The sequence below is a fragment of the Halobellus sp. EA9 genome (assembly GCF_051195055.1).
Classification (GTDB): domain Archaea; phylum Halobacteriota; class Halobacteria; order Halobacteriales; family Haloferacaceae; genus Haloquadratum; species Haloquadratum rubicundus.
In genome coordinates, this window is sequence record NZ_JBNTJW010000003.1 from 1 (window position 1) to 21361 (window position 21361).

Here is a 21361-nt window from a genome sequence, read left to right on the forward strand (position 1 = left end):
TCCCCACGCGGTCTACCACGATAACTTCGTCAACAGAGCGCTGTCTGTCGGTTTCTCCGCTTAACCGAACACGGATGGCCGTGAGTGTTACTTTCCAGACAAAAGAGGCGTCATAGTGACTACTCTCGTCTCTTACCGCCGAACGCCGCCCCTGGCGACTGCGTTCGGCGGTAAACAGTGAGAGTAATCACTATCAGTCGTCGGCTCTGGCGCTCTCGAACTGCTCGGCCGGGAGGCGGAGTTCGGCCAGTCCGGGCAGGTGTTCGATGTTGAACACGACCTTCAGATCGTCGGTGACGGGCGCGCCGATACAGGACAGGCGGACGCCGCGCTCTTTCATCTCGTCTGTGAGGACCGTGCTCACGGGCATCTCCACCTCGCCCTCGACGACGGCGACGGCGCAGTTCGCACAGGCGCCGCCGCGGCAGGCGTAGGGCCACGCGAAGCCGTAGCGCTCTGCGGCTTCGAGCAGCGTCTCGCGCTCCTCGACGACGAGGATCCCGTGGCTGTCGACCGGGAGGTCCGCGGCCTCGGCCTTCTCGAAGAGGTCCTCGTCGGTCAGTTCCCAGCCCCGCGCCTGAGCGACCTCGTAGTCGAGGTACTCGACGGTCGGGCCGAGCGTCTCCTCGTCTCCCTCGCCCTCGTCTTCGGCCCCTTCGTTCGCCGCATCCGACCGCCCGTGGCCTCGGCCGCGTCCGCTCTCCCGGCCGTCCGCCGAGCGACCTACCCCGTCTCCGGTCGCGTCGCTCTCGAAGGTCGAGGGATCGCGTCCGGCCGAGATGTGCTCGTAGGCCCGTCGGACGCGCTTGAACTCCGCCAGCGACCCGCCGTGGTCCGGGTGGGCCTCCTTCACCCGCTCCCGGTAGGCCCGGACGACGTCGTCCTCGTCGGCGTCGGCGTCGGCGTCGATCCCGAGTACGTCGTACGGCGACTCCACGGAGGCTATTGGGAGATGGCGTGGTTAAGTCCTCCCCTCTCACCGTCGTCGCGTGACCGTCGCCGCCGCCAGGAGGACCGCCGCGACGGCCACGACGATGCCGAACCCCGGCGTCGACCCGCCGCTCGTTCCAGGCATCGAGACGGTCGCTTCCGTCGTCGACGACGACGGCGTGGCGGTGCCCGCGATCGAATCGCCGTCGCTCCCGTCGGACCCGGGGGAGTCGGCGGCTGTCGTTCCCGAGGTCGACCCGACGACGCCCGACGTGGTCAGTCCGTCCGGCGCCGCGCGGCCGTCGCTCCCGCCCCGGCCGTCACCGCCGTCGAGCAGTCCGGCCGCGATCTTGGCTTCGGGCGGCGGGCCCGCCGCGTCGGTCGTATTCGAGCCGTTTTGTGCGGGTGTCGGGGTTGACGTGGACGTGGACGTGGACGTGGGAGTCGCGGTCGTCTCCGCTCGGGTCGGCGGCTCGGTGGATGACGAGACGGGGTGCCGGTCCGCGGCGCCGACCGCAGACGAGGCACCGTCCGGCCCGCCGAGTCCGCTCGCGAACGCCGGGGCGGCGCCGGCCGTGAGGAGCGCGGCGACGGTCACGAGGACGATCGCGGTCCGCATTTCAGGTGGGTTGCGGCCGCGACGGCGGCCGGACCGCGGTAACGTTCTCGTGCCGTGCCAGCCCGACGAGGTCGTCGACGGCGACGTAGCCCTGGACGAGCCTGCCGCTCCGGAGTTCGACGGTCACCGCGTAGCCGTCGGGGAGCGTCCGGCCGCCGGCCAGTTCGATCACCACCTGCACCGACCCGTCCTCGTAGACGAGCCCGTGCTGGTCGGCGTAGGCGGTGCGGTTCTCGGCGGTCGTGAGGTCGTAGAGCCGCCGGTCGAGGTCCGGAGGGAGGGAGAGAATCGCCGCGGTGGTGGTCGCCGTCGGCGACTGCGTCGGGGACGCTCGCGTCGTCGCCGTCGGGTCCGAGATCGGCGAGCCCCAGCCTGTACACCCGGCCAGGAGGACCAGGCCGACTGCGAGCAGGGGCGGCAACGGGTCGCGAGCGCGGCACGTCACAGTTCGGAAAGAGGTCCTCCGCGGTATGAATATTAACGGTACTCGATTGATATGCAGACGGCCCGTTCCCGATAAATCGCGGGAAAGCCATCGGAGGATCCCGCCGGACGTCGATCGCTACGGTTTTCACTCGATGTCCGAACTAGCTCGATATGCCGAAGGCGACGACCGACACTATCGCGACGCTCCTCGAGAGCGCGATCGAAGAGACCGAAGACGCCGAGGTCCACTACAAGCTCCGAACCGCGCTGCAGCTGCTCGACGTCGTCGAGCGGCGCCAGGAGAGTGCCATCGATCTGCTGACCGACGAGGAGTTCGACGGGGAACTCCGCGAGCGGCTGGAAGAACTGGGCTACCTCTAACGTGGAACCGCCGCCGGGACCAATCGGACATACGAACCAAGGGCCCGCCGATTGGTGAAGGTCTTTTGCCTCGCGCAGTCCGAATCAGCCCGGTACGGAGGGCAACGGCTTCGCGCGGGAGTAGTAGTGCTATTCAGCGATAGGGTATCGGCGTCGCTTCGCGGCGCGATTCGGTGCAGAAGGGAGTGGGTTGGGGCAGATTTGAACTGCCGGCCTCCTCCATGTCAAGGAGGTGTCATAACCAGACTAGACCACCAACCCGCCCGGCGCGTGCTCGCTCGCACTCTTCCAAGCGCATCTCCCGATTCCCGGTGTACGTAATTGAAGGTTTCGTTTCGCGGATCGGACGCCGTCGTCCGGTTTGAGGTCCGACGGCGGCCCAGCGTCCCAGACCCGACACGGGCCGGTCGTTCGGCCGATGGCGGCGATCGGCCGGAGTGACCGCTCCGATAGCCTTATACTGGTGAACGGATTTGTTCACTGTAACACGAAGACGTACATCGGTGATCACGATGACACTCCAAGATTACATCGAACGCGCGACGGAGGGAACGGATCTGACACAGGCAGAGGCCCGCGAGGCGGCCGGTCTGGTCTTCGAGGACGCGACCGAAGCCCAGATCGGGGCGCTGCTGGCGGCGCTTCGCGCGAAGGGCGAGACCGAGACGGAGATCGCCGGCTTCGCGCAGGGGATGCGCGACGCCGCCCGGACGATCGATCCCGATCGGGACCCGCTCGTCGACACCTGTGGGACCGGCGGCGACGACTACAACACCATCAACGTCTCGACGACGAGCGCCATCGTCGCCGCGGGCGCGGGCGCCGCGGTCGCGAAACACGGCAACTACTCGGTCTCCTCGTCGTCGGGGAGCGCCGACGTCCTGGAGGTCGCGGGCGCGGACGTCGAGGCCGAGCCCCCGGCCGTCGAGGAGGCGATCGAGCGCGAAGGGATCGGCTTCATGCTCGCGCCGGTGTTCCACCCCGCGATGAAGGCCGTGATCGGCCCGCGGAAGGAACTCGGAATGCGGACCATCTTCAACGTCCTCGGGCCGCTCACCAACCCCGCCGGCGCGGACGCGCAGGTCGTCGGCGTCTACGACCCCGACCTCGTGCCGGTGCTCGCGCGCTCGCTCTCACACCTCGCGGTCGACCGCGCGCTCGTCGTCCACGGCTCCGGAATGGACGAGATCGCGCTCCACGACGAGACGCGGGTCGCGGAGGTCGACGGCGACGACATCGAGGAGTACACCCTTACGCCCGAGGAGATCGGACTCGACGCGGCGCCGATCGACGCCGTCGCGGGCGGCACGCCCGAGGAGAACGCCGAGGACCTCCGGGGGATCGTCACCGGGACGGTCACCGGCCCGAAGCGGGACATCATCCTCGCGAACGCGGGCGCGGCGATCTACGTCGCGGGGCTGGCCGACAGCATCGAGGACGGCGTCGAGACGGCGGCGAAGGCCATCGACGAGGGCGACGCGACGTCGACCTTCGAGGCCCTCTGCGAGCCCGTCGACGCCGCGGCGGAGCGCTGACGATGGTGCGAACGAAGGTCTGCGGCGTCACGAACGAAGCCGACCTCCGCGCCGTCGAACGGGCGGGCGCGGACGCGGTCGGCGTCATCGCCGACGTCCCGGTCGAAACGCCCCGCGAGGTCGCCGTCGGGGACGCCGCCCGGCTCGTCGCGGCCGCGCCGCCCTTCCTCACGACGACGCTCGTGACGATGCCCGACACGCCCGCCGAGGCCGTCGACGTCGCCGACCGCGTCGGGTCGGACGTCCTCCAACTGCACGGCGACTTCGCGCCCGGGGCGTTCCGGGAGATCCGCGACTCCGTCGCCGCCAAGCTCGTCGCGGTCGTCGACGCCGAGGACCCGGAGCGCGCTCGCGACGTCGCGCCCGCGGTCGACGCCGTGCTCGTCGACTCGGTCGACGACTCGGGCGCCGGCGGCACCGGCGAGACCCACGACTGGGCGGCGACGGCCGAAGTGACCGCGACGCTCGACGCGCCGGTGATCCTCGCCGGCGGCCTCGGGCCGGAGAACGTCGCCGAGGCCGTCGAGACCGTCCGGCCGTTCGCCGTCGACGTCGCGAGCGGCGTCGAGGCACGCGGCGGGCAGAAGGACCACGACGCGGTCCGGGCGTTCGTCGCCAACGCGGCCGCGGCGGGCGAGCGGATTGCCGGCGACGACGCGGAGGCGTCCGGGGGGAATCGGACGGACGACGACCGGACGGTCGAGGAGGTGTCGTCGTGAGCGACCGCGGCGACGACGCCGATAGCGTCAGCGCGCCCGCGCTGTCGCAGTCCCGCGAGTCGTTCGTCCGCGAGGTCGAGCGCGCCACCGCAGAGGCCGAGGGGCCCGTGGTCGCCCACGTGACCGCGGACCTCCCGGAGACGGAGCCGCTGTCGGCGTACGCCGCGCTCGCCGATCGGAGCGACTACGGCTTCCTCCTGGAGAGCGCCGAGAAGACGCCCTCCAGCGACCCCGCGGGCGCGTTCGCGCCCGACCACGCGACCGCGGACCGCCACGCGCGCTACTCGTTCGTCGGCTACGATCCCGACGCCGTGATCACGGTCGATCCCGACGGGACCGACGTCGAACGCCTCGGGGGTCGCGCGGCCGAGTACGTCGAGGCGGAGATCGGCGACGGCAACGACGGGGACGAAGACGCCGGCGCCGACACTCGGAGCGACCCGGACGTCCTCGACCGCCTCCGGGCGGCCTTCCCGGACCTCCCCCGCGTCGGCTTCCCGGACGACGACCGCCAGCGGCTCCGCGGCGGGCTCGTGGGCTTCCTCGCCTACGAGGCCGTCTACGACCTCTGGCTCGCGGAGGTCGGAATCGAGCGCCCCGAGACCGACACGCCTGACGCGCAGTTCGTCCTCACGACGAAGACGCTCTCCTTCGACCACGCCGAGTCGTCGGTCTCGCTCGTGCTCACGCCCGTCGTGACGCCCGACGACGACCCGAGCGCGGTCTACGACGAGCTCCGGGAGGAGGCCGATCGCGTCGCCGAGACGCTCGCCGACGCCGAGGCGCCAGAGACCGGCGGCTTCGTCCGGACGGGCGAGTCCGCGGGGCCGAAAGCGGAGTACGAGGCCGCGGTCCGGAAGACGAAAGAGCACGTCCTCGACGGCGACATCTACCAGGGCGTCATCTCCCGCGTGCGGGAGCTGTACGGGCGGATCGACCCGCTCGGGCTCTACGAGGCGCTGCGGGAGGTCAACCCCTCGCCGTACATGTACGTCCTGCGGCACGACGACCGCCACATCGTCGGCGCGAGCCCCGAGACGCTGGTGTCCGTGCAGGGCGAGCGCGTCGTCTCCAACCCGATCGCGGGGACGTGTCGGCGCGGCACGAGCCCCGTCGAGGACCGCCGGCTGGCCGGCGAGATGCTCGCCGACGGCAAGGAGCGCGCCGAGCACACGATGCTCGTCGACCTCGCGCGCAACGACGTCCGCCGGGTCGCAGCGCCGGGCAGCGTCCGCGTCGAGGAGTTCATGAACGTCCTGAAGTACAGCCACGTCCAGCACATCGAATCGACCGTGACGGGGACGCTGGCGGGCCCCGACAGCGGGAACGGCGAGTACCCCCGGGGCGCCGACGCCTTCGACGCCACGCGGGCGACGTTCCCGGCGGGGACGCTGACAGGCGCGCCGAAGGTCCGCGCGATGGAGATCGTCGACGACCTCGAACGCTCGCCCAGGGGCGTCTACGGCGGCGGCGTCGGCTACTACTCGTGGTCCGGCGACGCCGACTTCGCGATCGTGATCCGGACGGCGACGGTCGAGGCGGGCGCCGACGGGGTCGATGACGTCGTCTCCGTGCGGGCGGGCGCGGGCATCGTCGCCGACAGCGACCCCGAAGCCGAGTACGAGGAGACCGAACAGAAGATGGACGGCGTGCTCACCGCCGTCGAGCGGATCGAACGCGACCGCGGCTCCGAGGGCGGGGCCTCCGACGGCGCCGAGAGCGTCGAGGACGCCGAGGACATAGAGGAGGTAGCCCGATGACGCTCCGCCTGCTCGTGGTCGACAACTTCGATTCGTTCACCTACAACCTCGTGGAGTACTTCTCCGAACAGCGGGTCGACGGCGAGCGCGTCGACGTAATCGTCCGCAAGAACACCGCGTCGATAGCGGAACTCCGCGAGATCGACCCCCACGCGATCGTGATCAGCCCCGGCCCCGGCCACCCGAAGAACGACCGCGACGTCGGCGTCACGAACGAGGTCCTGACGTCGCTCTCACACCGCATCCCCACGCTCGGCGTCTGTCTCGGCCTCGAAGCGGCCGTCTACGCCTACGGCGGCGAGATCGGCCACGCGCCCGAGCCCGTCCACGGGAAGGCGTTCCCCGTCGAACACGACGGCCGCGGCGTCTTCGCCGGCCTGGACCAGGGCTTCCAGGGCGGCCGCTACCACTCGCTCGTGGCGACGGCCGTCCCGGACGACTTCGAGGTGTCGGCGACGACGAGCCACGCGATCGGGGGCGGCGACGCGGGCGAGGGAGAAGCGGAGAGAGCGGGCGACGCGCCGGAGGCGACCGACCTCGTGATGGGCGTGCGCCACCGCGAGTACCCGATCGAGGCGGTGCAGTTCCACCCCGAGTCGGTGCTCACGGGCGTCGGTCACGACATCGTGCGGAACTTCCTCGAAGAGTGCGTGCTCTCGCGATCGATCGACGAGCGCGCGCGGGTCTGAATTCCCTCCTCCAGTCGGTCAGCCCAGGAGATTGATGCCGAAGAACGAAAGCACCAGCAGTCCGCCGACGACGAGCGCGGCGATGGTGACGAGCCGCCAGGCGATCTTCAGCGCGATCCGTCCCACGAGGACGACGATTCCGACGCCGACGATCACCGCGAGCGCCTGCCCGAGCGGCTGGGAGAGCAGTCCCCCGAGCTGAAGGAGCGCGAGCGACGGCACGACCGATGCGAGTGCGGACATACCCGCTTCATCCCCGGTAGAGGGAATAAGTCTGTGGGGTAATTCGGGGACGTCGCCGACGGAGGCCACCGAAGAGCGACGCCGTCCCGCCGGCATAGGTATGTAATATGACTATTAGGGGCCTCTAGCGGATCGGAACGCGCCGGAGTCGACGCGCGGCCCGGCGAAACCGCCGCCGAACTGGGTCGATCCGCCGCCGTCGGACACCCCATCTGTTCGGTTGGATATCGAGAGACAGCGACGGGGTATACTCCAGATATTTCACTTTCACTCCGGTCTACCAACCTTGATAACTCGCTGGGTCGAACGGACGCCCGCCACGTCGGAGGCGTGCCACCGGCAGGGGGGAGTAAGGTATCGGATGTCATAGGTATTCGGCCGTCTGCTGATACCGAAGCCTTAAACCGACCTGCCGCACTCACAAGCCATCGTCACAAATGACCGGAACTGAGCCAGTCGCACGAGTCGAAATCGCCCGGTGGACTTCCACAGGGCGGGAGGAACAGTAAATGAGCAATCAGCCCGAGAGAGTCGACGACCTGGAACTGCCCGTCAAGCGGACCGACGGGGAGACGCTCGAAGAGCGACTCACCGCGAACGCGTACCACAACATTCTGCCGGCGCGGTACCTCCGCAAGGACGCCGACGGCGAACCCATCGAGTCCCAGGAGGACCTCTTCCCCCGCGTCGCGAAGAACGTCGCGCTCGCGGAGGCCGTCTTCGAGGCCGAAAACCGAGGCGTCGAGGTCACCGTCACGCCCGAGCAGCTGAAGCCCGACCACCCGCGTCGGGACGAGCTCGCAGCGGAGGTGTTCGGCAAGGGCGTCACCGCCGATGCCGACGCCGAGACGGCGCTTTCGGTCTACAACGTCAACAAGTTCGCCTACGACACCGTCGTCCCCGAACTGCCCGACGAGATCCGCACGCAGGTCGAAGCGACCCGCGAGGAGTTCGAGTCGCTGATGGACTCGCTGTCTTTCATGCCGAACTCCCCGACGCTGATGAACGCGGGCGACGAGCTTCAACAGTTGTCGGCGTGTTTCGTCGACTCGCCCGACGACGACATCGACGACATCCACCAGACCGCCAAGGAGGCCGCCCAGGTCTTCCAGAGCGGCGGCGGGATGGGCTATGCCTTCTGGCGGCTCCGCCCCTACGGCGACCCCGTCGGCTCGACCGGCGGCATCGCCTCGGGCCCCATCACCTTCATGCGGACCTACGACCAGCTGTGTGAGACCATCGCGCAGGGGGGCGCGCGACGCGGCGCACAGATGGGCGTAATGCGCGTCAGCCACCCGGACGTCATCCAGTTCATCCACGCCAAGAACAAGGACGTCTCCCTGGCCCACACCCTGCGGCTGAACGACCCCGACGACTACACCCACAACTCCTTCAAGGACGCCCTGGAGGAGGCCCGCGAACTTATCGACGACGAGGGGCGCGTCCCCAAGCACCTCCGGAACGCGGTCGAGGGCCACCTCTCGAACTTCAACATCTCGGTCGGGATCACCGACGACTTCATGGACGCGCTGTTCGCGGGCGAGGAGTTCACCTTCACCAATCCGCGAACCGAAGAGCCGCACGTCGCCACGCCCGAGACGAAAGAGCTCTACGAGATGTTCGGCCTCGGCGAGCACGTCGAGGTCGGCGAGGAACTTTCGGTCCCCGCACAGGACCTGTGGGACCACATCGTCGAGGGCGCCCACGAGAACGGCGAGCCCGGCGTGATCTATCTCGAACGCGTCAACAAGCAGCACTCCTTCGACACTGATAAGAATCCTGAACATACCATTTTGGCAACAAACCCCTGCGGCGAGCAGCCGTTGGAGGAGTACGAGGCCTGTAACCTCGGCCACATCAACCTCTCGACGCTCGTCGACTTCGACGCGCCCGACTGGCGCGTCTGGTACGACGCCCACGGCGACGAGTACGACTCCTTCGACGACGCCGTCGACGCCTTCCTCGCGGAGGCGATCGACTGGGAGGAGTTCGACTACCGGATCGACCGGGGAACGCGGTTCCTCGAAAACGTCGTCACGATGTCGGACTTCCCGGTGCCGGAGATCGAACAGAAGGTCCGGGACATGCGGAAGATCGGCCTCGGCGTGATGGGGCTGGCACAGCTGTACATCCAGCTCGGCATCCAGTACGGCACCGAGGCGGGCAACGAGGTCGCCCGCCAGCTGATGACGCACATCAACCACGAGTCCAAGCGGACGAGCCACGAGCTCGCGGAGACCCGCGGCTCGTTCAACGACTGGGACGACTCCAAGTACGCGAACCCCACGGAGTACCGCGAGTGGTTCGAGCACCACACCGGCGAGGACGCCGACGACTGGGCCGAGGGCTACCCGATCCGGAACCACAACACCACGACGGTCGCGCCGACGGGCACGACCTCGATGGTCGGCAACACGACGGGCGGGATCGAGCCGATCTACAACGTCGCCTACTACAAGAACGTCTCCGACGACGTCCAGGGCGACGAGATGCTCGTCGAGTTCGACGACTACTTCCTGCGAGTCCTGGAGGCCAACGACATCGACGTCGACACGGTGAAGGAAGAGGCCCAAGAGCAGATGGCCGCAAACGAGTTCGACGGCGTCTCGTCGCTGTCGACGGTTCCCGATGCGATCTCGGAGCTGTTCGTCGTCACCGGCGACCTCTCCGGGAAGCAGCACGCCGCGGTGCAGTGCGCCACCCAGGAGGGCGTCGACTCCGCCATCTCGAAGACCTGTAACTTCCCGAACTCGGCCTCAAAGGAGGACATGGACGAGGTCTACCGCTACATCTACCGCAACGGCGGGAAGGGCGTCACCGTCTACCGCGACGGCACGCGCTCGAAGCAGGTGCTGACGACGCGCGCGCAGAACACCGACTTCGCCGACGAGAGCGAGGCCGCGGAGGCGCTCGTCGAGCAGATCCAAGAGGTCTTCGGCGGCGTCGAGGGCTTCCTCGAGAGCGACGAGGTACAGGCGGCCATCGACAGCGAGGTCGAGCGGCTGCTTTCGGCCGCGGACGGCGAGACCGACCTCGGCAAGAAGCGCCCGCGGCCGGACGTCCTCCACGGCGTCACCCAGCGCATCGACACGGGCTACGGCAAACTCTATGTCAACATCAACGAGGACCAGGATGGAAAGCCGTTCGAGCTGTTCGCGAACATCGGCAACTCCGGCGGCTTCACCGCCTCCTTCACCGAGGCGCTCGCGAAGACGATTTCGACGGCGCTGCGCTCGGGCGTCGATCCCACCGAGATCGCCAGCGAGCTCCAGGGCATCCGCAGCCCGAAGGTCGCCTGGGACAAGGGCGAGCAGATCAACTCCATCCCGGACGCGATCGGCACGGCGATGCGGCGCTACCTCGACGGCGAGATCGACAAGGGCTACCCGCAGCAGCAGAACCTGACCGAGCTGTCGGAAGACGGCGACACGGATGCCAGCACGCCCGGCCGGCAGACCGACGGCGGCGCGACGGTCGACGTCGGCGACGTGGACGTCGGCGAGTCCGCCGACCGGACCAACGACGCGGCCGCCGGCGCGGACGACGCGACCGACGACCTGCTGGCGGCGGGCGAGAGCCCCGAGTGCCCCGAGTGCGGCAGTATGTCGCTGTACTTCTCCGAGGGGTGCAAGACCTGCGAGGCCTGCGGCTGGTCCGAGTGCTGAGGCGCTCGCCGGCGTAGCGATCGACTTCCGATCTTCGTCGCCGGATGCGAACCTTCTTGTCGACTGCGACCGCCCGAACGAACGTGAGCGACGCGACCGAGACGCCGCCCGGCCGGCCCTGTCCGCTCTGCGGGCGGTCGATGGCCCGGCGCCACTGCAAGTACGTCTGCCCCGAGCACGGGGTGGTCTACGACTGCAGCGACACATTTTGGTGATCTGATACTGGAAAGCGCGAACCGCCGGTTCATAGTATATGAGTCTGGTGGCCGACCGTTCGGACTGCGGTCGGATCGGTGTCAAATCGGCACGAAGCGTTATATGAATTCAGTCCGTAGCAAAAACAACAGATGTGTGGCCGGACGGAATCGCGACGAGACACCCCGAACCGTAGCACCTAACGATGGTGAGAGAAGAACAGATCCGACAGAGTAAGGCGATCCAGCGGCGCACCGGGAAGACGTTCCACCTGGCGACGCGCGTCCTGCCCGAGCGGGTCCGGCACGCGACGTACGTCCTCTATGCCTTCTTCCGGGTCGCCGACGAGGTCGTCGACGCCGAGGAGACCCCCGCGCCGGCGGAACAGCGCCGGCGACTGGAGGCGCTCCGTCGCCAGGCCCTCGGCGAGGAGGAATCCGACGACCCGGTGCTGACGGCGTTCGCCGAACTCCGCGAGCGGCACGACATCCCCGCGTCCGACGTCGACAGCTTCATCGACGCGATGCTCGCGGACATCGACACCGACCGCTACGAGACCTACGAGGAACTGGAGGCGTATATGGACGGCTCGGCGGCCGCGGTCGGCCGGATGATGACCGAGATTATGGAGACGCCGCAGGCCGACGCGGCGCTGCCGCACGCGACGGCGCTCGGCGAGGCGTTCCAGCTCTCGAACTTCCTCCGGGACGTCCGCGAGGACATCGTCGAGCGCGACCGGATCTACCTCCCGAAAGAGACCCTCCAGAAGCACGGCGTCACCGAGGAACAGCTCCTGAACTTCGAGTACGACGAGAACTTCCGAGCGGCGATGGAAGACGAACTGGAGCGCGCGGAGGCGCTGTACCGAGAGGGCGTCGCCGGCATCGACTACCTCCCCGAGGACTGCCAGTTCGCGGTGTTGCTCGCGGCGGTCCTCTACGCCGACCACCACCGCGAGATCCGCAAGCGCGACTGCGACGTCCTCTCGACGACGCCGTCGCTGTCGACGGCGCGGAAGCTCTACCTCCTGGCGAAGACGCGCCTCTTCTGGGCGATCGAGCGCGACCCCGTCGCGGTGTTCCGGCGGGTCAGCGTCGTCCCCTACCCCGAGGACGGCGACGCGGCGCGGGATCCCGGCCACTCCGGGCCGTCGCCGAGCCACCCCTCGGGAGCGTCGCGGCGGGGCGGCCGCGTCTCCGGCTGGCTCCGGGGCTTCACCGGCGGAGAGTAGCGAGCCCGCCCGACAGCGGCACATCGAACCGGTCCGTCCGGAGGAGACCGAGCCCGAACAGCGCGGCCCCCGCGACCGGAATCCAGTTGCCGAACCACGCGTTGATCCCGCCCCAGAGGATGACGAAGGAGACCAGGTCGTCCAGCAGGAACTCACAGTCCGCCAGCCGATCCAAGAGCGCGCGCCGGTCGTAGCCCCAGTCGAGCGCGAGGGTCGCGACCGTCGCCGAGAGGACCCACCCGGCGTAGTTCGAGAGCGGCACGCCGTAGAACGCGCCGCCGTTCGGGTAGACCCAGAAGCCGAGCGCGACCGCGCCGGGATCGAGGACGACGTCCATCGCCAGCACCGCGGCGATGACCGCGGCCACCCGGACGCCCGTCCGCGCGGCGCGCTCGCCGAGCAGGAGCAGACAGAGGAGGTAGGAGTTCATCACCAGGGGGATGAAGAAGACCGGGAGCCCCAGCGGGACGCCCGCGACGATCGGCCCGAGGTCGACCCCGTAGAAGAAGTCCCCGTAGGGAATCCCGGTGTGAACGCCCAGGTACTCGATCCCGTACGCGTAGAGCGTCAAGGCGCCGACGCCGGCCGCCGCTCGCCGGTCGGTGATCGGGAGGACGCCGACGGCGAGCGGCGAGCGCATCACCGCCGTCCCCAGGAGGATCAGCAGGCCGTGGAACGCCAGCGGCTCGGGCAGGACGCCCTCGGCGCTGGCCAAGAGGAGCACGATCCCGTTGAGCGGGAAGAACACCGAGATGGTGAAGCGGTTCTCGCGGACGAGCCGTTCCAGCCGGCGCTCCCACTCCGCACGGGAGCGAGGGAGACCGGCGCGGAGCGAGCCCAGGCGCGAGGAGTCGACCGCCTCCCGCGACTCCGGCGGGTCAGGCATTGACGAGCCTCCAGAGCGCGCCGAGGGTGAGAAGCGTCCCGACGGCGGTGTTGACGACAGGATACCACCAGTACGCCCGGTCGACGTCGACGTCGGAGAGGTAGATCGCGAAGACCAACACCGGGTACGCCGCGAGGAGGAGGCCGATGCGACCGTCGACCAGTCCGAAGACGGCCGCCGCAGCGAGCCAGCACGCGAGGCAGTACGCGAGCGTCCGGCGCTCGCCGAGGAACGTCGCCGTCGTCCTGATCCCGGCCTCGCGGTCGGGTTCGATGTCGGGGATCGCCGAGAAGGTGTGCATCCCCATCGTCCAGAGCCACGCGGCGGCGACCGCCGCCAGCGGCGGATGCGAGCCCGCGACGGCGGCGTAGGCGGCCGCGCCCGGCAGGACGTAGAGCCCGTTCGACAGCGAGTCGAGGAAGGGCGTCGTCTTGAAGCGCAGCGGCGGCGCCGAGTACTGGAAGCCGAGCAGGAAGAAGCCCGCGAGGTACGGCCACGCGAGCGTGGGCGTGGCGGCGAACGTGGCCGCGCCCAGGAGCGTCGAGGCGACGACGACCGCGGCGACGACCGTATCACCCCGCCAGCGCGCCTCTCGGTCCGACTTCTTGGGGTTCTCCGTGTCGACGTCGGCGTCGAAGACGTCGTTGACGCCGTAGAGGAAGACGTTCGCCGGCAGGAGGAAGTACGCGAACAGCCCCACGGTGAGCGGCGTGAACAGCCTGCCCGTCGAGTCGACGCCAAACGCGACGCCGACGACGACCGGGCCCGCGAGGTAGAGCCAAAAGCGCGGCCGCGACAGCGTCAGCAGATAGCGCACTCGGCCGACGGTGCCCCCGGACATATCAGTTCAGCCCGCCCGCTCGGCCATCGCTTCCGCCGTCAGTTCGCCGCTGATGAGACACATCGGCACGCCGATGCCGGGCGTCGTGAACGCGCCCGTGAAGTAGAGGCCCTCGACGGCCTCCGATCTGTGGGGCGGCCGGAACAGCGCGGTCTGTCTGAGCGTGTGGGCGAGCCCCAGTGCGGTCCCCTTCGTGGCGTTGTAGCGCTCGGCGAAGTCGGATACGCAGAAGGACTCCTCGACGACGATCCGGTCCCGGAGGTCGACGCCGGTGTGCTCGGCGATGTCGTCCAAGACGAGGTCGCGGTACTCCTGTCGCATCTCCGGGGTGTCCTCCAGCCCGGCCGCGATGGGCACGAGCGCGAAGAGGTTCGAGTGGCCCTCGGGCGCGACGTCGTCGTCGGTCTCGGAGGGGACACAGAGGTAGTACGCCGGGTCGTCGGGCCACGCCGGGTCTTCGAAGATCTGCTCGAAGTGCTCGTTCCAGTCGGTCGGCAGGACGAGCGTGTGGTGTTCGAGCGGGTCGACGTCGCCCTCGACGCCCAGATAGAGGAGGAAGGCCGAGGGCGCGTAGGTCCGCGAGTCCCAGTAGTCCTCGTCGTACTGGCGCTTCCCCTCGTCGAGGAGTTCCATCTCCGTGTGTCGGTAGTCGGCGTCGCTGACGACGTAGTCGGGGAACCACTCCGCGCCGGACTCGGTGCGGACGGCGAAGGCGCCCTCGCGGCCTTTGATCTCCGCGACCGGGCTGTCGAGGCGGTAGTCCACGCCGAGTTCCCTCCCCATCTCCGCGATGCCGTCGACGACGCCGCCGAGGCCGTTCTCGGGGTAGTACACGCCCATGTTGAAGTCGACGTGGCTCATCAGATTGTAGAGCGCCGGGGTGTTGTTCGGGGCGCCGCCGAGGAACACCAGCGTGTACTGCATTATCTGCTGGAGCTTCGGATGTTCGAAGTACTCTTCCACGTGGTCCTGCATCGAGCCGACGAGCGAGAGCCCGCGGGCCTGCTTTGCGACGTCCCAGTCTATGAAGTCCGAAAGCGAGCTCCGGTCCTCGTAGACGAAGTGTTCCATTCCCACCTCGTAGTTCGTCTTCGACTTCTCCAGGTACTCGTCGAAGCGCTCGCCCGCGCCGGGCTCGTAGGACTCGAACACCTGTCGGTTCCGTTCGAGGTCCGGGACCATGTCCACGCGGTCGCCGTCCTTAAAGAAGATCCGGTAGTGCGGATCCAGGCGGGTGAGGTCGTAGTAGTCCGACGGCTCGCGGCCGAAGTGCGAGAAGAACCGCTCGAAGACGTCGGGCATCAGGTACCACGAGGGGCCCATATCGAACCGGAAGCCCTCGACCTCCAGCCGGCTGGCGCGGCCGCCCAGTTGGTCGTTCTTCTCTAGGAGGGTGACCTCCGCGCCCGCGTCCGCGAGGTAGCACGCCGTCGAGAGGCCGCCGAAGCCGCCGCCGATCACGACGACGTCGGCGCCGGCGAGCGCGTCGAGGTCCGGGGGAGTGTCCATAACGGGACGTGGGGCGTCGAAACCATAAATCGACTGACCGAGCGGGTCGCCGAGGCTCCCGACGGCGAGAATCTTTACCTACGAGCGGGCCCAGGATTCGGTATGACGCTCACCGACGCGACGGTCGTCGTGACGGGCGCGAGTCGAGGCATCGGCCGGGCGCTCCTGGAAGCGTTCGCCGGGGAGGGCGCCGCAGTCGTCGGCTGTGCGCGGGACGTCGACGCACTCGACGAGGCCGTCGCCGACGCGCGGGCGACGCGGGAGGCCGCCGACGCCGACCGCGAGGCGCCGATCGAGGGCGTCCGCGCCGACGTGCGGGTCGCCACCGACGTCGAGCGGGCGATGGACGTCGCCGACGGGATCGGCCCCGGAGACGGAGTCGACGTCGTGGTGGCGAACGCGGGCGTCAACCACGGCGATCCCGGCGAGATGCCGATCCACGAGGAGTCCTACGACCGCTTCGACGACACGCTCCAGACGAACCTCCGCGGGGTCTTCGCGGCCGCGAAGGAGGGACTCGCGCGGATGCCGGCCGACGGGCGCTTGCTCGTGCCGTCCGGATCCGTCGCCGTCGACGCCAAACCGGGGATGGGCGCGTACGCGGTCTCGAAGGCGGCCGCCGAAGCCATAGTCCGGCAGGTCGCTGCCGACGCCGACCAGACCGCGGCGGTCGTCGATCCCGGGATCGTCGAGACCGATCTCAGCGGCCCCGGCGGGCGCGCGCCCGAAGACGTCGCGCCGATGTTCGTGTGGGCCGCCGGCGAGGCCGACGCCGAGGAGATCGACGGCGAACGCGTCGACCTCCGGACCTGGAAGCGCGCGACGCGATCGCGGTGAGGCGGCTTTCCGACGCAAATCCCGGATGATCCGCCGCGACGCTTCGCTCCGACACGCTTATTAAAACGAGCGTTCGTATTATGAACGTGAGCGTTATTAATTCGGACGGCGGCCTTCATATCCGCGATCGGATCTCGACGGTCGGGCTCCTCGCGACGCTTGTGTTGGTGGGGCTTTCGGTCCTCGCGGTCGCGACGGGCATCGAGAACCACGGGAAGCTGGTCGGGATCTCGTGGGTCGCGTTCCTGGCGATGGCGCTGGCGGCGCCGCTCGGAGCGCGGACGAGAGCCGAGAGCGGCGGCGCGCTGGTGTGGGGCTACGGGCTCGCCGCGGGCGCGATGGTGACGAGCGCGGCCGTCTTCCTGGTCCCGCAGGCGATCGGCCAGCACCCGCAGTGGGGCGGCTTCGGCGTCGCGTTCGGCCTGCTCGCGGGCTTTGCCTCCCACACGGTCGGGCATCGGCTCGCCCATATGGACCTCCCGATCGACCGGACGGTCGCGGAACTGACCGCCCACGCCTTCTCCGCGGGCGCGATCATCGGCATCATCTACGGGAACATGCCCGAACTCGGGGCGCTGCTCGGCCTGGCGATCGTCTCCCACAAGGGACCCGCGGGCTACGCAGCCGCCCGGCGGCTCGCGAACGCCGGCCGGAACGCGTCGATCCTCCTCCTGCCCGCGACGGGCGTCGGAATCGCCGGCATCGCCACCTCGATGATCGCGCTGCCCGCGTCGGGCCCGGTCCGCGGCCTCGTCTTCGGCTTCGCGGCCGGCGTCTTCCTCCACGTCGCGATGGACTTCCTGCCCTGGTGTGAGATCGGCAGCGAGATCCACAGTATGCTGTCTGTCTCGGGCGACGCCCACGCGGTGCTGGACCGCCTCCGGGTCCACGCCGTCGTCTCGACGTCGATCGGCGGCCTCGTCGTCCTCGCGGCGTGGCTCGTCATCGCCTGAGCGACGCGCCACACCACCCGTTTTTCCGACTCACTCCCGCTCGGCGTACTCGCGGAGCACCGCCGACTCGGCCTTCCGGACCAGTTCGCCCGCGGTGCTCGTCGCGCAGTCGAGCGCGGCGGCGACGTCCTCAATGCTCCCGGTCCGCGGGACCTCGTAGTAGCCGACCGAAACCGCGGCGTCGAGCGCCGCGGCCTGCCGCTCTGTGAGCCGCGAGGGCGACGAGGACCTCGCGAACGGGCGAACGCGCTCGATCTCGATCGCTCCGAGCGCCGACAGCGACTCCCGGAGGTCCGAGAGCGCCGGCGCCTCGCCGACGGCCTCGAAGTTCACCGGCCCCGAAGACGAGAAGACGACCGGCGGGACGAAGATCACGGCCGCGTCCGCGACGACCTCCAGGACCGGATCGGGGAACTCGTAGGCCGCCTGGCTGAGGAAGGCGTAGGTACCCCCGCCGTCGCGGACGAGCGAGCGCTCGGCGAGCGACTCGATCGCCGAGAGCACCGCGCGGACGGCGTCGGGATCCGCGTCGAACCACAGCAGCGTCGTCGCGTCCGCGGTCGGACTCCACATCAGCAACTCCGCACGCGAGACCGAGCCGTCGTCGACGACCGCCCGGTGGAGGGGATGCCGGAGACGGTCCGGGTACTCGATCGAGAACTGGACCTGCTTCATTCAGCGCTGAGGCGACGTTCGCCCGGTCGGATCATCAATCATCGTGTTCGGTTCGCGGTCTGCTGATCTCGCCGCCGCGACGACTCATAGTGATTACTCTCACTGAGGGCGTCATAGAAGAATTACCACGGTGTTTGTTTCACGATTTCACAGCCGAATCAACCGTGAAAAGAAGCGTGCGAATGTATCGCCGGGGAGTCTGTCAGATCTCGCCAAGGTTCACAGCGTCGTGCTGAATAGACAGCGCGTGTCTCTGATAGGTCGCTACGAGGCTCTCCGGATTACTGCTCGGAGCCGTACCGACCGATTCCCACCGCAATCAGCAACAGGACGAGTACGACAGGTGTGTAGACGAGGTCCCCCGTATACGCCATTATCCCCACAATCATGGCTGCGATGAAGATCACGACGTTCTTCCAACGGGCATTCACTCGCCGCCGAATCGTTCCGTTCATATGCATCATCAGTGTGAGGTCATCTTAGCTGTTGCTCCAATGGACTCTGTAAGGGACTGTTAGTGGTGGTAGCAACGGTTTGAATGACATATAGGCAAATACAGCGATGCGCTGCTTCAGCATAGAGGCCGTTCAGTCGCTGCGGTTCCCCACGTTTCACGCTGCTGACTATACCCTCTATATTCAGCAGCTGATTCTTGACAGAAGCTGGGTAGATTCCGGCTCGGTGTGACACAGCGTTTTCCTGAACTGAGCGATTCCTGTTTTGGTGTGGAACGTCTTCTATGACACCCTGCTCACTGTTTACCGCCGGACGCGACGCCCGGTGACGGCGCTCGGCGGTAAGAGACGAGAGTAATCACTATCAGGCCAGGGACGCCGCCAGCTCCTGCTCGTCCCGCTGCATATTCACCACGTCCGGCACGGCGCGCAGGAGCGCGCCGAGGTGGTCGGCGCCCTCGTACTCGTCGAACGCCGCCCCCGGGAACTGATCGGCGAAGCGACGGGCGCCGTCGATCGGCACGTTCGCGTCACGGCTCCCGTGGCGGAACCGGACGGCTATCGGCGGTCCGTCCGTCGCAGGATCCCACCGAGCGGCGTGGCGGAACTCGACGGCGGCGGCCGCCGCGTCGCCGCCGATGGCTTCCAGGAAGTCGGCCTTGACGATCGCCGCCGCGTCCTCGGGGACGTCGTCGGCGCCGTCGGTGGTGTACTGGGCGACGACGGCCGCGGGATCCAGCCGGGCGGAGAGCCACGCCTGACCGCGGAGAAGAGCTTGGAGGAGCGCGGGCGTCGACCGCGCCATCCGGTGGAGAAGCCGCTGGACCGGCGGCGTCTCGTCGGAGAACGTCGGCGGCACGGCGCCGGAGACGACGTCGAGCCGATCGAATCGCTCGGGGTGTCGGGTCGCCGCCGCGAGGGCGTAGGGCGCGCCCCCGGAGAACGCGACGAGGCCGGCAGAAGCGACGTCGGCGTCGTCGAGGACCGCGACGAGCGCGTCCACCGTCTCCCCGACGGTCCTGTCGGGCCACGGGTCCGACGCCCCGTATCCCGGGCGGTCGGGTGCGAGCACTCGGACCTCGTGCTCTCGCGCGGCTTTATTAAGCAGCCGCCCCAGCAGACGGGAGCCTGGCGTCCCGTGGAGGAACAGGAGCGGTGTGCCGTCCGGGTCGCCGTATTCGGCGTACGCGACCGCTCGATCGCCGACCCGGGCGACTCGGAGGGCTGCGTCGCCGTCGATCTCGTTCGTCGGTGAGCGCGTAGTCGTCATCGTCCTGGTGGCGAATACGTGCGGTACCCCGGTGTGAATACTGCCGGATGAGTACGGTAGTTTATAACTTAAGCCAGGCCTCGCGTCGAGCGGGAGCCGTGAGCCGATTCAGAACCCGTAGTCGCGCTGTTCGTGCTGGACGCTCACCCACTTCGGACGGGTGAACTCGTGGATGACTTCCTCGGCGTTGAACGCGCCGATGCCGGAGGCGCCGACGCCGCCGAACGGCATATGCGGCTCCACGTTGATCGGCTGGTCGTTGACGTGGATCATCCCCGTCTCAACGCGCTTTGCGATCTCGCGGCCGCGGCCGGTGTCGCCGGCGTAGACGCTCCCGGAGAGCCCGTAGTCGGTGGTGTTGGCGATCTCGACTGCCTCGTCGATATCGCTGGCCTTGATGACCGGCGCGACGGGTCCGAAGTGCTCGTTGCAGGCGGTCGGCATATCGTTCGTGACGGCCGCGAGGACGGTCGGTTCGAGGACCAGCGAGTCCTCGACGCCGTCGAGTTCGTGGACCTCGTTGCCGGTCACGAGCGCCGCGCCCGCGTCGACGGTGTCCTGGATGTAGTCGAGGATCTGGTCGCGCTGTGACTCGTTGATGATCGGGCCGACGACGTTCTCGGGGTCGTGGACGCTCTCGGTCGGGATCCCCTCGGCGTAGCCCGCGAGGATCTCGACGTACTGGTCGTAAACGTCCTCGTGGACGAGGTGGCGGTTGATCGAGATGCAGATCTGTCCCGAGTGGATGAACGACCCGAACGCGCCGGCCTCGGCCGCGTCCTCGACGTTGGCGTCGGCGGTGACGATGTGGGCGTTGTTGCCGCCGAGCTCCATCGCGGGCGCCGCGAGGTTGCGGGCGGCCATCGACGCGACCTCCCGTCCGACGGGGGTCGAGCCGGTGAACGCGACGACGTCGGCGTCGGGGAGGCCGACGTCCTCGAACAGCTCAGCGATGAGGAGGCCGCCCGTGTCGGGCGTCTCCGAGGAGAGCTTGAGGACGAGCGGGAAGTTCCACGGCGTGATGACAGAGACGATCCCCTCGGGCCGCCGCTCGACGACGTTCTCCTTGCCGGGGATGTTCGAGCCGGCGTGTTCGCCCTTCATCCGCGAGGGGAACGTCGCCGCCTCGGCCATCTGGGCGACCGTGTTCTCTGTCTCGATGTTCGCCTTCGCCATCGAGGAACCGCCCTCGGAGAGCAGGAGTTGGACCGTCTCGTCGAAGCGCTCTTCAAGGTTGTCCATCGCCTCCAGTACCGCTTCCTGTCGCCGTCCGGGCGCCGCGTCGGCCCACTCCGCCTGGGCGCGGGCCGCGGCCTCGTAGGCCGCGTCGACGTCCGCCTCGGTCGCGGCGGGCACCTCGAAGAGCGTCTCGCACGTGGAGGGATCCGTCACCGCGAGCGTCTCCCCCGACGACGCGGACACCCACTCGCCGTCGATGTACTGTCGGGACCACTCGCTTTCGGCTGGGGGTGTCGTCATTAACGAAAGAATATGATTATCGTTCTTAGGTGTTCACCTCGCGGACAATACCGACTCGACTCA

General features: G+C 68.5%; 21 protein-coding genes and 1 tRNA gene. 10 read left to right on the forward strand and 12 right to left on the reverse strand.

Annotation, left to right across the window (positions count from 1 at the left end; all coding sequences use genetic code 11):
- Nucleotides 1–193 precede the first annotated feature (193 nt).
- From fer to ACQUQ0_RS04760, 3 genes are read right to left on the reverse strand one after another with little or no spacing between them, the layout of a single operon-like run.
- Nucleotides 194–937: a ferredoxin Fer gene (fer, locus tag ACQUQ0_RS04750; protein WP_435183502.1), complete on the reverse strand. Its 744-nt coding sequence runs from the start codon at nucleotides 935–937 to the stop codon at nucleotides 194–196.
- 39 nt (nucleotides 938–976) lie between these two features.
- Nucleotides 977–1549 carry a PGF-CTERM sorting domain-containing protein gene (locus ACQUQ0_RS04755; protein ID WP_435183504.1) on the reverse strand — a complete coding sequence of 191 codons (573 nt, stop codon included), beginning with the start codon at nucleotides 1547–1549 and terminating at the stop codon, nucleotides 977–979.
- A 1-nt stretch (nucleotide 1550) separates the two neighbouring features.
- Entirely contained in the window at nucleotides 1551–1994 is a 444-nt protein-coding gene (locus ACQUQ0_RS04760) for a hypothetical protein (RefSeq protein ID WP_435183505.1), read from the reverse strand.
- A gap of 152 nt (nucleotides 1995–2146) precedes the next feature.
- Here ACQUQ0_RS04760 and ACQUQ0_RS04765 point away from each other — a divergent pair, with 152 nt between their 5' ends.
- Complete coding sequence (locus ACQUQ0_RS04765; protein WP_435183507.1) at nucleotides 2147–2356, forward strand: hypothetical protein; 210 nt, start codon at nucleotides 2147–2149, stop codon at nucleotides 2354–2356.
- Between the two features lie 186 nt (nucleotides 2357–2542).
- Here ACQUQ0_RS04765 and ACQUQ0_RS04770 read toward each other — a convergent pair.
- Nucleotides 2543–2617 (reverse strand) — tRNA-Val (locus ACQUQ0_RS04770).
- A 251-nt stretch (nucleotides 2618–2868) separates the two neighbouring features.
- Here ACQUQ0_RS04770 and trpD point away from each other — a divergent pair.
- Genes trpD through trpG form a run of 4 tightly spaced genes read left to right on the forward strand, consistent with a single transcriptional unit; the run spans nucleotide 2869 to nucleotide 7059 of the window.
- Complete coding sequence (gene trpD / locus ACQUQ0_RS04775; protein WP_435183509.1) at nucleotides 2869–3891, forward strand: anthranilate phosphoribosyltransferase; 1023 nt, start codon at nucleotides 2869–2871, stop codon at nucleotides 3889–3891.
- A 2-nt stretch (nucleotides 3892–3893) separates the two neighbouring features.
- Nucleotides 3894–4610, forward strand: coding sequence for a phosphoribosylanthranilate isomerase (locus ACQUQ0_RS04780; protein ID WP_435183511.1), 717 nt, complete (start codon nucleotides 3894–3896; stop codon nucleotides 4608–4610).
- Entirely contained in the window at nucleotides 4607–6370 is a 1764-nt protein-coding gene (gene trpE / locus ACQUQ0_RS04785) for an anthranilate synthase component I (RefSeq protein ID WP_435183512.1), read from the forward strand. Before ACQUQ0_RS04780 ends, trpE begins: the two co-directional genes overlap by 4 nt.
- Complete coding sequence (gene trpG, locus ACQUQ0_RS04790; protein WP_435183514.1) at nucleotides 6367–7059, forward strand: anthranilate synthase component II; 693 nt, start codon at nucleotides 6367–6369, stop codon at nucleotides 7057–7059. The genes trpE and trpG overlap by 4 nt, the downstream gene beginning before the upstream one ends.
- Nucleotides 7060–7077: 18 nt before the next feature.
- Here the strand turns inward: trpG and ACQUQ0_RS04795 are convergent, their stop codons facing one another.
- Nucleotides 7078–7302: a hypothetical protein gene (locus ACQUQ0_RS04795; protein WP_372389896.1), complete on the reverse strand. Its 225-nt coding sequence runs from the start codon at nucleotides 7300–7302 to the stop codon at nucleotides 7078–7080.
- 509 nt (nucleotides 7303–7811) lie between these two features.
- On the opposite strand from ACQUQ0_RS04795, the gene ACQUQ0_RS04800 reads away from it, so the two are divergent.
- From ACQUQ0_RS04800 to ACQUQ0_RS04810, 3 genes are all read left to right on the forward strand, one after another.
- The gene (locus tag ACQUQ0_RS04800; protein WP_435183516.1) at nucleotides 7812–10967 is read left to right on the forward strand and encodes an adenosylcobalamin-dependent ribonucleoside-diphosphate reductase; all 3156 of its coding nucleotides are present in this window, start codon (nucleotides 7812–7814) and stop codon (nucleotides 10965–10967) included.
- An 83-nt stretch (nucleotides 10968–11050) separates the two neighbouring features.
- Complete coding sequence (locus tag ACQUQ0_RS04805; RefSeq protein WP_372389898.1) at nucleotides 11051–11182, forward strand: HVO_2523 family zinc finger protein; 132 nt, start codon at nucleotides 11051–11053, stop codon at nucleotides 11180–11182.
- A gap of 185 nt (nucleotides 11183–11367) precedes the next feature.
- Nucleotides 11368–12393 carry a phytoene/squalene synthase family protein gene (locus tag ACQUQ0_RS04810; protein ID WP_435183517.1) on the forward strand — a complete coding sequence of 342 codons (1026 nt, stop codon included), beginning with the start codon at nucleotides 11368–11370 and terminating at the stop codon, nucleotides 12391–12393.
- Here the strand turns inward: ACQUQ0_RS04810 and cruF are convergent.
- The 3 genes from cruF to ACQUQ0_RS04825 are packed head-to-tail and all read right to left on the reverse strand — an operon-like array spanning nucleotide 12377 to nucleotide 15629.
- Nucleotides 12377–13279, reverse strand: coding sequence for a bisanhydrobacterioruberin hydratase (cruF, locus tag ACQUQ0_RS04815; protein WP_435183518.1), 903 nt, complete (start codon nucleotides 13277–13279; stop codon nucleotides 12377–12379). The genes ACQUQ0_RS04810 and cruF overlap by 17 nt on opposite strands.
- Nucleotides 13272–14120 (reverse strand): prenyltransferase, encoded by an 849-nt coding sequence (locus tag ACQUQ0_RS04820; protein WP_435183519.1) that lies wholly within the window; start codon nucleotides 14118–14120, stop codon nucleotides 13272–13274. The genes cruF and ACQUQ0_RS04820 overlap by 8 nt, the downstream gene beginning before the upstream one ends.
- Nucleotides 14121–14126: 6 nt before the next feature.
- The gene (locus ACQUQ0_RS04825) at nucleotides 14127–15629 is read right to left on the reverse strand and encodes a phytoene desaturase family protein (protein WP_435183520.1); all 1503 of its coding nucleotides are present in this window, start codon (nucleotides 15627–15629) and stop codon (nucleotides 14127–14129) included.
- Nucleotides 15630–15731: 102 nt separating this feature from the next.
- Here ACQUQ0_RS04825 and ACQUQ0_RS04830 point away from each other — a divergent pair, with 102 nt between their 5' ends.
- Both ACQUQ0_RS04830 and ACQUQ0_RS04835 read left to right on the forward strand, forming a co-directional pair.
- Nucleotides 15732–16466, forward strand: coding sequence for an SDR family oxidoreductase (locus ACQUQ0_RS04830; RefSeq protein ID WP_435183522.1), 735 nt, complete (start codon nucleotides 15732–15734; stop codon nucleotides 16464–16466).
- A 119-nt stretch (nucleotides 16467–16585) separates the two neighbouring features.
- On the forward strand, nucleotides 16586–17419 hold the full coding sequence (locus ACQUQ0_RS04835) for a ZIP family metal transporter (protein WP_435183828.1): 834 nt from the start codon (nucleotides 16586–16588) through the stop codon (nucleotides 17417–17419).
- Nucleotides 17420–17449: 30 nt separating this feature from the next.
- Here the strand turns inward: ACQUQ0_RS04835 and ACQUQ0_RS04840 are convergent, their stop codons facing one another.
- The 4 genes from ACQUQ0_RS04840 to ACQUQ0_RS04855 form a co-directional block, all read right to left on the reverse strand.
- Complete coding sequence (locus ACQUQ0_RS04840) at nucleotides 17450–18094, reverse strand: helix-turn-helix domain-containing protein (protein ID WP_435183524.1); 645 nt, start codon at nucleotides 18092–18094, stop codon at nucleotides 17450–17452.
- Between the two features lie 281 nt (nucleotides 18095–18375).
- Nucleotides 18376–18549: a hypothetical protein gene (locus ACQUQ0_RS04845; protein WP_435183525.1), complete on the reverse strand. Its 174-nt coding sequence runs from the start codon at nucleotides 18547–18549 to the stop codon at nucleotides 18376–18378.
- A 364-nt stretch (nucleotides 18550–18913) separates the two neighbouring features.
- A complete protein-coding gene (locus ACQUQ0_RS04850) occupies nucleotides 18914–19819 on the reverse strand; it encodes an alpha/beta fold hydrolase (RefSeq protein ID WP_435183526.1) in 906 nt (301 codons plus the stop codon).
- A 108-nt stretch (nucleotides 19820–19927) separates the two neighbouring features.
- A complete protein-coding gene (locus tag ACQUQ0_RS04855; protein ID WP_435183528.1) occupies nucleotides 19928–21298 on the reverse strand; it encodes an aldehyde dehydrogenase family protein in 1371 nt (456 codons plus the stop codon).
- Between the last annotated feature and the right edge of the window lie 63 nt (nucleotides 21299–21361).